General features: G+C 59.4%; 2 protein-coding genes. Both read left to right on the top strand.

Going from position 1 to position 14,395, the window contains the following annotated elements; translation table 11 throughout:
- Positions 1–243 precede the first annotated feature (243 nt).
- Positions 244–7,299: a TcdA/TcdB pore-forming domain-containing protein gene (locus tag QMX91_RS09385; RefSeq protein ID WP_282412601.1), complete on the top strand. Its 7,056-nt coding sequence runs from the start codon at positions 244–246 to the stop codon at positions 7,297–7,299.
- Between the two features lie 110 nt (positions 7,300–7,409).
- Complete coding sequence (locus tag QMX91_RS09380) at positions 7,410–14,366, top strand: TcdA/TcdB pore-forming domain-containing protein (RefSeq protein ID WP_282412604.1); 6,957 nt, start codon at positions 7,410–7,412, stop codon at positions 14,364–14,366.
- Positions 14,367–14,395: the final 29 nt, after the last annotated feature.

Genomic DNA, 14,395 nt, shown 5'->3' with positions numbered 1-14,395 from the left:
TAGACAGACCTGAAATTGCAGCCTTGATAATTTCGCGTTCTGCTCGGGTGCGTTTGATTTATATATTGATTGTAGAAATAACTTGTTGCCGTTACATGCGTTATCAGTTGTTTTTTAGTTGTTGATTTTGACATGTATTGAAAGTTTTGAAGTTTGAGCTCCGATTCGCCAGAAGTTAGTTTGGCCGCTATGCAAGTGCCAGCGGGCACTTTCGTTATTGGTCAGGGCAAAGGAGCAACTTTCATGCAGGACCGAAGAACTCAAGACGCCAGCGGGTTTGTCAAATTCATCAAACTGTTCAAACAAGCGGATCTGGAACAGGCCATGTCGGCGTACAGGGGCAGTGAATCCTATCAGTCAGTGTGGCGTTATTATTTTGCCTGTATCGGCTTGCTCGATTCTCCACGACTGATCGAGCCTTTGGCACTGCTCAAGCAGTCGATCGGCCAGTTGATCGGTTCGCCACATAAATACTCGCAATCCGATAGCCAGCCTGCACCGTTGTCGCGCATCTATAACAGCATCCAGGCTTTCGAGACCCGTGTGCAAAACAGCCTGGCGTACGCGAAGAGCACCCCGACTGCGGTGCCGAAGAATCTGCACTTTGTCTGGCTCGGTGGAGGACTGGGCGCGATACAGCGTGACTATCTCAACCTCTGGAAACAGGTGCTGAACGGGCAAGGTTACAGCCTCCATCTCTGGTACGACAGCGACGCATTGTTGGCCTGGCAAACCAACAGGCTGATCGTCGAGGCGGCCAAGGCTGACGCCCTGCAACAAGATGGCAGCGACAGTATTTCCAAAGACCAGTTGGGCACGCTGTACGAAGAACGGGCCATCGTCCTTAAACAACAGATGTCCATGCATATCGATGCCGCACTGGCGCGGGGACTTTCAGCTGATGAAGCACGCGTCGATCTGTTGGCCCGCGCCTATGGGCAGGACGCCGCGCAACTGGAGGCGCTGATCGAGCAAAACCGCCGCAGTCTGCTGGACCTCGCAGGAGACGACCTGCAGTTGCGCGACTTGAACGCCCTTGATACTCCGCTGCAATTACAGGATATCTACGAGCGTGAAATCCGGTTGCGCGGCAATCTGGCCGCTGCTTCCGATGTGGTGCGCGCCGAGGTCCTTTACGAAGAGGGCGGCGGATATGCCGATGTCGATAATCTGCCGCCACTGGTCAAGACTCTGGGAGGTGTTGACATCAGCGGGTTTGATCCCCGGTCACGCGTTGGCGTTCTGCAACTGCTGCTCGATCACAATCGGCACTGGATGCCTGCACGCGAGGCGCTGCGCCACCAGTACACTGATTATCTGGCAAGCATTCCCGAGCAACACCGCGCCGCGCTTGAGACGTTTGCCCGACAAAAACCGGCGCTGAATGAAGTGTTCCAGGCGCCGGCCGAGCTGCTCGTCCGCCCACAGGACTTGCGGGCAGTTGCTGTGCAGAGCTCGCTGAGCAATTCCTTCCTGATGGCCCATGCCCGATCGCCGATGCTCAAAAGCGTGATCGACCGGTTTCGCTTCAATTATGACTTCATCGACCTGACGGCTCGACTGGCGGCCAAGCGCGGTGTTGCGCTGAGCGATTTTTACGGCATGTCGACGCTTGCGCGCGAGGTATTCGAGCAAAACTGCGGCTCTATTGCCGCTCTGTCCTCGATCGAGCATGCAACGGTGAACGAACTGATTCTGGCGGTCGCCGGATATTTCGAAGACGGTATCCGCCCGCAGAGCGAATGGACAATTTTTCTGACTGGCCCGGCCGCGATGCGCGCTGGCATGCGCGATTACGAACAGCACAATTTCGTCCCGCGCGAAGATGAAACAGTGCGCGTCGAGACTGCCATCGAGCCGCTCTGGATGATCAACGACAAGACCGAGGAGGAGCAGGATCACTCGTGGAAAGACAACGCCAGCGATGATGAACAATGGGTTGTCGACGAACAGCAGCGTTGGCGGCAAGGACAGTTCAGTGTCCGCTACAGCGGTGATGTTGCTGCCCTGCTCAAACAGCAGACTGTGGTGTTCGAAGAGGGTTGGCCGCTCATCGAGGGACGCCCGGTGTTATTGACGGGGGTCTTGCAAGGGATGATCGACCGACTCGGTGCACCGTTTGTGGCGGCGATGAGGCAAGGTCATAACGGTCCGCTGGTTTTTCCCGAAGGGCCGGGTCTGGGGTTCGACGATCGTCAGGCCATCAAGGCCCAACCCGCCACTCTGCAAGCTCCGGCGTCGCTCAGTGATGCGCGGATTCAGGGGCTGGCGCTGGATGAGTTGCTAAGCGGCATTGCCGAGGGTTCGCTGCAGTTCTTCCAGATCAGTCCCTTGCAAAGGGTAGTGTTGGGACAGATGCTCGGCGTACGCTCACTGGATAACTCAAGCTTCACGCAACTTGCCCCCGAGCTCGACAACCTCGCCAACAGCGTTGCCGAGGTAGGAGCATCGGTGCGTTATGCGGCTATTGAACGCCATCTGTATCAGCATCGGGCGCCGCAATTCATGGCCGGTCTCGCCAGCCATGTCGACCAGCCGATGGTCTCGTCGGACAGCGCGCTAACGTTGAAACGAGCTGCGCTGTCGCAGGCGCACACGCTGTTTCAATGGGGGCGTCATGTTGCCCATATCCAGACCATCGCCACCCGCGAACATCGTGAGCAGGTGATCCTGCGGCTGGGTCAGGTACTGGGGCAAATCGAGGCCAGTGACGTCAAACTGGTGCCGCAGGATCTGTTGCTCCAGGGGCCAGGGGATCCCGGTGGCCGCTGTTACCCGCTGGCGCTGATCATGAGCGCTGCTCTGGAGCACGGCGTGGCGGCGTCGCGACGCTTGCGCGAGCGATTCTTCCTGGCCACTGTCGAGCCGCAGCAGCGCGATTCAATTGTATTTCTGGAGGCGCTCGAGGAGTTGCGCGGCGTGCAGTTGCACGATATCGGCAAGCCGCTGGGGCGGGTCGATCTGCAGCAGCTCGGCACCACGCTGGAGGCGTTCGCCAGCTCGCGCACGCTGATGCTCAACTCGGATAACCACGCCATGCTGGTGGCGAAAATCTTCAATGGTGGGCACGCCACCTATCACTTCTATGATCCCAATTTCGGCGTGTTCGAGTTCAGCCAGCCTGACCAGTTTCAGTTGGCACTGACCGATCTTTTTCAGAAACAGGGCATGGCGAAATACTATGCGGCCTATGGCGACGACGCGCGCCCGACCTTTGATCTGATCGAGCTGCAGGGGCAAAAGATAGCGGCGCTGGATCTGTCCGGCGGTTTGCGCGTCGGGCAATTGCTGGAATCCGACAATGTGCTGCCGGAGCATACACAGCGACCGATCCGTCGGCGCCTGAACAGTGCTCGCGGCCATTCGCTGGTCAGTAATCCGCACCTGGGGCGCAGCCTGCGCGATCTGGACAGTCATTGGTGGGGACAGCAGATTGCCCAGGCGACTGACGCTCTACAGCACTTGCATGCTGCGGCAAAACCGCTGGTGCCGTTGTTCGAAACCCTGGAGATGACGCCCGCCGGCGAGTACCGGATCAACCTGGTCGATCCCTCGCAGGCCGAGCATGTGGTGCAGGTGGTGAGCACCGATCATCGTCTGCTGCGCATCAGAAATTATCTGTCGGAGCAGTTTTCGGCACTGGGCACCCGAGCCTCGCCACAGATGGCAGAGGCGGGTGCCGTACACACGCTCAATACCGGCTTCACCATCCAGACACTGATGAACGTCCTGCGTGGACGAGAGGGGGATGACCGCACCCTGACCACCGCCGTGCGCTTGCACGCTTACGTCAATTACGCGCAGCTGGTGCACGGCAATGTCACGGATGTCGCTGGCCTGATCAGTCTGGTAAAAACCGCGCTCAATGAAGAGAAGATCATCGCCCGCACCTGTGCGCCGGTGGTTGGCGAGGCGCTGGGACATGTCGCCAACGAAGGCGTGGGCGCGGTGCTGGGGCTGGCCAATGTCGGTTTCGACATCTATCAATTGGCGACGGCAGACAACGAGATCGAGCGCGCGCAATTCGGCACCCAACTGGCCTTCGACTCCGCCAGTCTGGCGTTGACCGCCGGTGGTCTGGGGGCTGCCACGGCGGGCGCGGCAACAGCGGCCGCCGTGCTCGGTGGAGCCGGGGTGATCCTGGGCGGACTGGCCGTGGGTGTGGCGGCCCTGGCCCAGGGGTTTGCCAGGATCGCTGAGCAGGCGCAGGAGGTCGGGCTGTTCTTCGATGAGCTGGAACGGGCCTGTCGGGGTGTCGGTTATCGGTATGACGACGGACTCGGGGCGTGGGTCGCTCACCCTTCGCTGGTCGTCCAGAGCCTGGACTTCAATCGCACGATGCTGGTGCTCGACAGTCCGAAGGTGTATCGGCTGCGCGACCATTTCGGGGTGCCGGATTTCAATCCGGATGATCAACAAGCGCTCGATCTGCGGCGTGAACTGGGTCTTCCCGGCTACATCCACTTCGATCCGCCGAGCACGCAACTGGTCGTCCTGCCGTGCACGCCGACCACGTTCTACGGTTACGAATACAAGGCGCTGCCTTTCTCGACGCTGCGTCACGACACCGGCTTCGATACCGCCCGCAAGCTGGAGAAGAAGGATGCGGCTGGCCAGTGGCGGTTTCTGTTCTCGTTCTACTCCTTTCCCGTGCACTACATCATCAACCGTCTCGCACCGTCGTATCGGCCAACCGTGATCGAGGTGCGGCTGGATGCCCACGAGCGTGCGCTGGCGGTGCCAATGATGCCGCAGGTCTGGCACGACAAGGTGTCGTACCGCATCGAAGGTGCGGGCGGCGCCTGTTCACTGATCCTCAATCGCGGGGTCAATCTCCAGTTGCAGTCCCCCAGCCTGCAGCAGTGCCGCTGGAATCTGGTAGCCGCCTGGGCCACTGAGAGGGATGTGCGGATCGACGTTGGCGGGGTTCTTTCGGTGGGTGGGGTGAAGGTGACGTTCGGCGGCAGAGGTCGGCATGAGGTCATGCTCCAGCTGACCGGGCGGCAATCGTTCAAGGTCAACCGCAGCGACGGACGACTGGACATTATCGAGCAGAGCGCGCCAGCCGGGGAGAATGAGCAGTCGCTGCTCACGCATTACCAGACACTGGCCCGGGAGCATCGGCTGGTGCTGCCTTACACGCCAGTTCATCACTTTCCGATTCCTTTCGAGCCCGAAAGCCAGCCGCGTCACACCACGGCCTGGTACGACGCTGCCGAGGATCGTTTTCTGTACATCCGCAGTGAAGAGGTACTGGCGGCCGATGAAATGCTGCTGGCGGCGGTGGTCGACGATTCTGCGTTTTTCTATGAGGTGCGCAACTACGACATCTGGCAGGTCGATGCCGTCAGCGGTTTGCTCAAGTGCCGCTACCGTCTGCTTGTCATGGAGGGGCAGTGCAGCATTCGGCGTATTGAAGTCGATGCGCAGGGTGTGATTCATATCGAACAGCAATGGCTGGGTACCGATCGGCAAGTCACGCAATTCAACTATCTGATCCATGAGGGCCAACTGCAACTGGTGGCAGTTACCCGGGAGATTGACCGTGAGCTGGGCCAGAGAGTGTTCGCCAACCCGACCTTGACGGATTGGTCGGTAGTGCTTGGTCACTATTTCACGTTATCGCCGGTGCCCGAACGCGCAGGCGTCAGTACCGTCGACTGGCAACCGGCCGCCTACGTGTCGGTCTGCTGGGCGTTCGATCCGGGCAAACGTGACCTGGTCTGGATTCGCAGCCGTGACCTGTTGTGCATTCATCCGTTTACCTTCGGGCATGACCGCGGCTGGGTCGATTCGATCAAACAGCTTGGTGATCTGCTGCTTCTGCCGGTCAACCAGGAGCACGAGCTGTTTTTCATCTACGACCGGCTGGCGCAAAAGCTGTGCAAGGTGCAACGCAGCGCGTCCGCTGGCAGCGAGCGCTGGCCGACACAATGGACGCATCAATGGCTGCAGCCCGACGGGTTGAATGACGTGGTATCGGTGCAGGACGGGTATCTGGCCCTGACCGACGACGGTCTGTTCTTCAACCTGACCGCAGAGGGTGAAGTGCATCTGGGTGGCTTGAGTGAGCGCTGGCTCAGGGGGCGCGCACAGTGGTGGCAGGCACTCGAAACGCTGGCGGTGAAGTACCCGGTCAACAGTTTCGCCATTCTGGGTCTGCGCAACGCCGCCGGTGATCGCAGCCTGTGTGCCTGGTATGTGGATAACCGCTTGCTGCTGTGCGATCCGGGGCACGAACGGGAAATGCGCCTGCTCGGGGTCACACCGGACAACCAGGCGGTCTGGCTGTTCGATGTCGCCAGCGGTGAAATCTGCAGTCAGCGGTTCTTCGACAGCCGGCAACTCGAGCCAGCATTCGGCAGCGGCGCCCAGTTACTGGCGAGCGACTTGCTGCCGGCACCGCAGGCCGAGTGGGATGACTGGCGGTTCAGCGCCGTGCGCAATGACGGCTCCGGTCTGTACGGGACATCGGTCAACGGCGTGTCACTCAAGCTGCGATATCAGGAAGCTGAAAGGATCATCGGCGTCGATCATCACTGGGCCAGCGAGCACGCGGAACATTTGCCGGAGTCTCTGCAGGCATTGCTGGAGACCGCCGAGCATGGGCCCTACATCGCCGTGGAGTCTGGCGCGGGCAACCTGCAATGGTACGACGTGGCGAATGCACAACTGATTCGGGTCGCGGGCCAGAACCTGCCACACGATTGCGAATTGCTCGGCACCCGCCATCGGCATGTGCTGTTGCACGAACTTCAGGCACACCGCGTACACGTCTACCCCGGTCAGCAGAGCATCGGCCCGTTCGAATACATGCGGCGCGAGGCCGAGGTGTTGGTGGTCGAGGGCCAGAACAAGGTTGAAGACCTGTTGCCACTGATCGCTGATGACGTGAGCTGTCTGGTGTTGCGCCTGGGGCAGGGCGGCGTCACGTACCACCTGTCGAAGGCCTGCTGGTTGCGGCTGGACTCGGTGATTGTCGATTGCCGTCACCCGCTGGGCGAGGTCCCGGCGATTCCCGGCAAGCTGGTCTGGGCGCTGGACGCACCGCAAACACTGCAACTGTCGTTTGTCGACGAGCACTTGCTGATTGTCGACCCGGATCGCCAGCACAGCCTGATCCTGCGGGATGTGTGCTCGGCGGATCCGGTGATGCGCGGTGACGTCTTCCTCGGGTTCGAGGGCGGGCGTTCCTATCCGGTATCGAGCCTGGTGCAGAGGCTGCGGGAAATCGTCGAAGTCGATGATGGCGACGGCAGTACAACGCTGGCGCAGTTGCTGGGAGCGGTGCCGGCCTGACGAAAGTCTTCGTTGGGTTTTTTGAAGTTTGTTTTCTCTCTGTGTCGCGACGGTTCATGTCGTCGCGATGGGTTCGTTTGGCCAAAAAAAAGGAAATTGCATTGAGCACTATGGATGAAGTCACGATGGGCAGAGTGTTCGCCGATCTTATTGCGCGCACAGAACTTGAGTCCGTCAGCGGTAGCCTGGGGGAGGCTCCTTTGCGCTACTACGACGGGGCCGCTGCGGCCACCAGTCTTCCGGAGCAACTGATAGCGATCAGGTTGCTCAAGGACGCGATTGAATCACCACAGCTGGACGCCGCGGATGCTCAGGTCAATGAACTGCGCCTGAAACTGGGCGACTACGACCGCCGCTTGAGTGCGACTGTGAAGATGCTCTCCGCTGGCAAACCGATACCGCGCATCATGCATTTTGTCTGGGTCGGTGGCAGTGAGGTCGGGCCGAATCAGCGCGATTACATGAACATCTGGCGCAAGGTACTGGCGTCGCAGGGATATGCATTCAATCTCTGGTATGACAGTGATGCGCTGCTGGCCTTTGAAATGAATCGGGTGATTCTCGACAGTGCCCGTGCGGACACGATGAAGGTATTAAAGGACGAAAAGGTAACCCCGACGGGACTGTCGAGAATGATCGAAGACCGCGCACGGGTACTCAAACAGCAGATGTTCGACTACCTGAATCATCCACGCTGGGCCGGACGCGCAGACGAGGCGCGGATCGACCTGATGGTGCGGGGTTATGGCAAGGACCGTGCGACGCTCGAAGCCTTCCGCCAGAAATGTCTGGATTCGCATCAGGCCATGGTGGGTGAGGACTTGCGCCTGCGCGATGTTCGCCAGGAGTTTGCCAGCCACTTTCTGGCGGACGTCTACCAGCGCGAAGTCGCCATGCGCGGCAACTTTGCTGCAGCCAGTGACGTGGTGCGACTGCAGGCCGGGTTTCTCGAGGGCGGGCGTTACAGCGACATGGATTATTTGCCGCCGCTGATCGAGAGACCGGGCGGCGTGGACATCAGTGGTTTCAGCACAGACGCGAAGATCGGTGTCCTGCAGTTATTGCTCAACCATGACGATACCTTGATGCCGGGGCGCGATCGGCAACGTTATGTCGACAGAACCGGGCATATTCCCGCCGAGCATCTCGAGGCACTGAGCGCATTTGCCCGGAGCAGGCCGGGTGTGGAGCAGATTTTCGCTTCGCCGCAGCCGACGTCTTTATCCCAGGATGCCATCGGGCGCGGCGCGGCCTGGGGCAATCCGTCGTCGAAGGAAATGAATGCCTATGTTCTGGCTCATCCTGGCAGCAAGATGGTCAATGCGAGCATGCACTTCATCCGGGTGGCTTATGACTGCCTGTATGAGGTTGAGCGCCGCATGATACTCGCAGGCGTGACGCCAGCAGATGTGTCGTCAGTCGATGATATTGCAATCAAGGTCGTCTCTGAAGCACAGGCTGATGGGCGCTTGCCCAATACATCGCGTGAATATTCATCAGAGAAGCTCATACGCGCCATAGCTCAGTATTATCAGGACGGGATTCGTTTCGACGCCTTGGGCACCATCTACATGACCGGTCCGGGCGCACTTGAAGGCGGTGTAATCGGCTATGTCGAAAGAGAACTGCAGAGTGAACAGCTGAACAACATTCGCCATCATATGAAGCAGGTCGACGGCTTCAACGTCTTTACCGAAGAAGAAATGATCTCCGGCTGGGCAGTCAAGGATACCCCCGAAGACTGGCTGGCAAAAGAACATGAGAAGTGGAACTCGGGCAAGCTCAAGTCGCGCTACGCCGGCAATCTGTCCGATTTGCTCAAAGAGCGGACCCTCACGTTCAAACTGGGCTGGCCGGTCATAGAAGGAAAGTCCGTGTTGCTGACCTCGGTTCTGCAGCAACTGCTGGATGATCTGGGTGAGCCGTTTGTGCGCGCCATGAATGACCGCTTGACCGGTGATGTGACGTTCAACGTTCCCATCCACCTCGACTTTGATACTCGACAGCAGGTGCTGAACCAGACAGTCGACAAAGCTCCAACCTCCATGGGGGCCGAGTCACTGGGTAACCTCAACGAGGCCTTGGCGCGCATCGCTGCAGGCAAGTTGCCGCTGGAGCAGTTGAGCCCGTTGCATCGGGTGATGTTCGGCGGCCTGTTCGGTGCCGCAACACTGGATCAGGTCGGGTTCGCAGACGTCTGGGCAACCACCGTCGCCTTTGCCGAAGATACGCGAGACCGTGGCCTGATAGCGCGCTACGAAGTGATCGAACAGACACTGCTCAGTCGCGATCCTGCACCGGTCGAGGCACGAGTCAATGCATCGGAGCGTGAATCGCTCGGGCAGAACTCCAGAGTGTTGAAGGCGCAGGCATTTGCCGAACCGATCAGCGTACGGCAATGGCGCGAGTACGTGAGTCGGGTCGAAGTCGCCGCCATGAATGAGCGCCGGGCGTCGATCCTCTCTCGGGGCAAGGCGGTACGTGAGACCTTCGTCCAGGCAGGCGCCTACGCAGGCAGGCAATTGCCACAGGATTTGCTGCTGCGCGGTGCGGGGGATCCGGGCCGACGCTGCTATCCACTGGCGCTGGTGATGGCCGCCGCACTGGAGAAAGGCGCTTCGGCCGAGCGCGCGCTGATCGGCAAACTGGCGATTGCCAATCTCACTCCCGACGCACCGCAAGCCCATGCCCTGCTCAAGGTGCTGGACGAGTTGCGTGGGGTACCCATGGCGCGATTTGGCGAGAAGAGACCGGCGGCGAACCTGGCCACTGTGATGCAGACGCTGGAAGCAAAAACCGCTGCCGGCAGCCTGTTGCTCAACACCGACAATCATTCGATGCTGGTGAGCAAGGTTGTAGCGCAAGGCGAGACTTCCTATCGCTTCTACGATCCCAACTTCGGGCTGTATGCGTTCGCCCGGATCGAGGATCTGCAACAAGGCGTCCAGCGCTTCATGCAGAAGGAAGTGATTGCCCGGCTTTATGGTCTGGAACAGGGGGCTGCCAGCGTTTTCGAGGTCATCGAACTCGACGGCGCAAGCATTGCCGGTAAATCGTTGCCTTCGGAAATTAGCGTTGAGCATTTGCTCAGCAGTGATCCGCTGGGTGGCGGGCGTGCCGTCGAACCCTGGAGTCAGCATGCCGCCTTGCGCGCGCGTTCCCTGTCAGAGAACGCGCGTCTGGGACAGGCGCTGAGCAGTGTGGACAGCCACAAGTGGGCGCGGACGATCGAAAGCGCGACCCTGCGGTTACAGGACCAGCATCAACTATCTCGTGACTTCGTTCCGGTGTTCGACTCCCTGAAGAGCACTGCGCAAGGGCGCAGCGAAATCACCATGGTCAGTGCCAGTGATCCGCAGCGCACACGCACAGTGCAGACCGATGACACGCGCCTGCAAGGGATCAAGTCTTACCTGAGCGATACGTTTGAAGCGTTGTCCGGCAGACGCGCGGGGGCGCCAGTGATCGATCCGACGGATGTCGGTGCGGTGCACACGCTCAATGCCGGATTTGCCATTCAAGCCCTGCTGCTCGGGTTGCAGAGCGCGGAGTCCGGGATGGGGTCGACCGCGTTGACGTCGGCAGTGCGCATCCACGGTTACCTGGCCTACGCGCAGATGGCTCACGGGCTGGTGGTCGACGCAGTGCAACTGCTGAATCTGGTGCGTCATGCCTTTACCGACGGTCTGCGGGTGGCCAAAACCACCTCGTCGATTGTCAGTAATGCACTGGGCAACGTCTTGAACGAGGGTGTCGGAACCGTTTTGCAGCTGGCCAGCATCGGCTTTGACATTTATCTGTTGGTCAATGCCCAAAACGATATCCAGCGTGCGGTCTATGCCACGCAGCTGGCCTTCGATTCAGCTGGGCTGGTGCTGGGTGTTGGCGCTTTGGGCGCCGGTGTTGCCGGTGCGGGCACGGCGGCGGCCTTCCTCGGCGGCGCCGGGGTGATTCTGGGCGGGCTGGCGGTGGGCATCGGCGCCCTGGTCGAGGGGTTCAGCGCCAGGGCAGAACGTGGAAGACGGATCGGCCGGTATCTGAATGATGTGCATTCGGCCTATCGACCGCAAAGCCATTCGGTGCAAGGCGATACCTACATTGCCAATCCTTGTGCGGTCTATACCGGGCTTGATTTGCGCAAAGGGCTCATTACCTTCGGCCACCACAAAATTTTCGCAGCGGACGATTACTCCGATCTGCATCCGCCGAAGATCGTTGGGGATCGCAGCAAGGCTTTCAGCCTTCGAGAGACTCTCGACCTTCGCGGTACGATTTCCCTCGATATGACTCCCGGTATTGAAAGCGTCGTGCTGCCGAGTTTGCCAGAGTGCTTCCTGGGCTACGAATACGGTGGTCTACCCTTTTCGACAACACTCAGGGAAAACCTGGAAACGGCTTTGGCGCTGGAGCACGACAGGGAAGGCAAGCGGCAATTCTGGTTCACTTTTTACCGGTTGCCGACCGAATACATCATCGAAAAAATGGTGCCCAACTACGAGGAAACCCGCGTCAGTGTTGCGATTGGCCCTGATCAGCGTTTTCTGCACGTCCCCCCATTGCCGCAGGAGGTGCACGGTTACCTTTGCTATGACATCGATGCCACTGGCGGGCACTGCTCGATCACCCTGACCGAGGGCGTCAAGTCGTTGCGGCTGCAGGTTTCCTCCGATGATCCAATGACGTGGTCATTGCGTGCCCCATGGGTGAGTGCGGCGGCGGTGAAGCTGGAACAGGATACTTTTCAGTTGGGCTCGATGCGGGTGCAGGTGCCCGCCAGGAGTGTCGTGTACCTGCAACTTGCGGAGGGCTTCTATCAGGTTGGCTGGGCAACGGGAGCGCTGCTCTTTGCTGAACTCGACGCGCTCAACGATGCCGACGGCCCGGCCACACGCAAGCATTTGCGCGAACTCGCCCGCGCTCATCGTCTGGCCGATGGCCCGACGGTCATCCGCAACTATCACGATGCCCTGACTGGTGTTCGTACCACGGCCTGGTACGACCACACCGAAGATGTCATGCACTTGGTGCGCGGACTGGACCCACAGTATGCGGCGCAGATCTGCATCGGCCCGAAGATCGGCGAGGAGATGTTTTATTACTGCCCGGCGCAGGGAATCATCTGGCGTACGGATCTGGTCACCGGGCAGATCAAACGCACTTACCGGGTGATGAAAATACATTTATCAAAAAACCCCTGCATTGTTTCGATTCAGGCGACGCCAGAGGGTTTGCTGCAGGTGGTCCAGCGCTTTGAAGACATGTGGAAAAGCTTCTACAAGCTGACTTACCTGCTCGGCGAAGACTACCTCGCCCTTACTGCGATCTCCGATATGAATTCAGACCATCCGTGGATCATTCGCGAAGGACGCGACAATGTTTCGGATTTCCTCCGACGGCACGACTACCCATACCATGAGGTACTTGATGACCAGAGAGTGGAATTCACACTGGGCGCAATGATTACGATCGACACCTTCGACGAGAATTTGCGTAAAGCCACCCGAGCCTGGGTGCGCAGTGAAGATGAGCGCGTCATTCGGCCTGTGCTGCGCAATACGGAAGGTACACCTGACTTTCTCGATTGGGTGCTGCTTGATCCGCTTCAATCAAGCGGCGATACAGTGTTGTTTCATCATCTTGGCCATCGCCTTGTTTATCGACAGCACATCGGCGCAGCGGATCAGATGCCCGAGATGTTTGCACAAAGTGTCTTGCACCTTGAGGTGCAGCATGTGCACCGCCAGGGCGGACAATACGTCATCCTCACTGACGAAGGCATGCTGTTCCAGATGAATGACGACGGCCAGACGCGGCTGGTGGGACTCAATCACGCATGGCTGTCGGCCCGCCAGCAGCGCACTGGGCAAGGGTTTAAGTGGTGGGAAGCGGTCGGGACCAGCATTCAGAACGAGTCCGCCGATGGCGTGGAAGTCGGGGGTATCCGCGACGCAACGGGCAAGACATCGCTGTATGTCATCTATCTGGATCAGCAATTTCTGATTGCCGACACGGCGGGCAAAGCCATGCGCGTGTTGAGGCTGACGCCAGATAAAAAAGCGGCGTGGATGATGGACTGGGCATCCGGACGAATCTATCGTCAGCCCTTCATGGCGCCTGAAAGCCTGGCGGCGGCATTCGGTTCGGGGACGCGTCTGCTGCAGGCGCACTTGCTGGCCCCGATGCAGCGAGTCATGCCGCGGGACACTTTTGCCTGGGCCGTGCCCCATGGAGCCGGCCTGCACGTCCGCCGGCATGACCACGTGCTGTTCGACCTGGCCGATGGCGAGCCACCGCGTATCGTCGGTGTGGAAGTCGAATTCTTCAATGGCCTGGCGTCTCGTCAGGCGCGGGAGCAAAAGCTGGCGCGACTGCTTGCCGGTCAGCGTAGCGGTCCTTACCTCTTTGCGGGCAGGAGCGATAATCTTTGCAGCTGGTATGACGTCGCAGCCGGCCGTCTGCTCAGTGTCTCGGTGTCAGGACGTGAATGGCCACAATATCTGGGCGTGGCGAACGATCAGACCCTGGTGCTGCATGACCCTGTAACGGGCCGACTGTTCAGCAATGCCAGTGAAGACATTAAACCCATCGATACATGGATGACTGTGGAAGCGGTCAGCCGGATTGCAGATACGCTGGTTATCGACGGTATTGGCTCATCGGGCAGGATTGTAGCGATTCCGGATGGCGTCGATACACTGGTACTCAAGTTTGCGAAATCTGCAGATTACCTTTCACTGGCCCGACAGACTTGGGATCGGCTTGATTGCCTGATTGTCGACGCCGAGGAAGCAGGCATTCATCTGGCATTGACACTGGAGCCGATGCAGCGATGGCTGGTCTCGATGTCCGACGGCCATTTGCTGCTGACGGATCCCGATTCGGGAAGCAGCATCATTCTGCGCAATGCCACGAGCCTTGATGCGGCACGGCAACAGCAGGTGACATTCGGGATTGCGTTACCTGACGAAATCTCGGTGACCGTTAGCCTGGAGGAGCTGATGAGTGCGATGGCCACGGAACCCCTGCTGGAACTCGGCGCGCTGATCGGGCTGTCCATCGACCAGTAAGCCATTGCGAGCTGGCAGATCAGACCGGG

This window comes from Pseudomonas sp. PS01299 (genome assembly GCF_029960145.1).
In the GTDB taxonomy this organism is placed as follows: Bacteria; Pseudomonadota; Gammaproteobacteria; order Pseudomonadales; family Pseudomonadaceae; genus Aquipseudomonas; species Aquipseudomonas putida_A.
The sequence above is the reverse complement of the archived record's forward strand: the minus strand, read 5'-3'. Positions and strand labels throughout refer to the sequence as shown.

What these genes read in the sequence shown, in the direction of transcription:
- QMX91_RS09385 (WP_282412601.1), top strand. Translation starts at nt 244, where the DNA reads ATGCAGGACCGAAGAACTCAAGACGCCAGCGGGTTTGTCAAATTCATC.
- QMX91_RS09380 (WP_282412604.1), top strand. Translation starts at nt 7,410, where the DNA reads ATGGATGAAGTCACGATGGGCAGAGTGTTCGCCGATCTTATTGCGCGC.